Annotated in this window: 1 protein-coding gene; it reads left to right on the top strand. The window is 68.5% G+C overall.

What is annotated here, in order from left to right; genetic code table 11:
• Positions 1 to 336 (top strand): helicase-related protein (locus L691_RS30285; RefSeq protein WP_036738475.1); only part of this gene is annotated, 336 nt, incomplete at both ends.

Below are 336 nucleotides of genomic sequence, written 5' to 3'. Positions count from 1 at the left end.
GCAGCCCGGCGACATCCTGCTGTTCCTCCCGGGCGAGAGAGAAATCCGCCGGACGGAGTCGGAGCTAAGGTCCGGCACGCTGCCCGGGAACGTGACGCTTCGTCCGCTCTACGGCCAGCTGCCGCAGGCTGAGCAGGACAGCGCCGTTGCTCCAGCTTCGCCAGGCCAGCGGAAGGTCGTGCTGGCGACCTCGATCGCGGAGACAAGCCTGACGATCGAGGGGGTCCGGACCGTGATCGATTCCGGGCTGCGGCGAACACAGCGGTTCTCGCCGAGAACGGGCATGCCGCGCCTGGAGACGCTGCCGATTTCCAAGGCATCGGCGGAGCAACGGCG

The organism is Paenibacillus zanthoxyli JH29 (assembly GCF_000520715.1).
GTDB classification, from domain to species: domain Bacteria; phylum Bacillota; class Bacilli; order Paenibacillales; family Paenibacillaceae; genus Paenibacillus_AQ; species Paenibacillus_AQ zanthoxyli.
The sequence above is the reverse complement of the archived record's forward strand: the minus strand, read 5'-3'. Positions and strand labels throughout refer to the sequence as shown.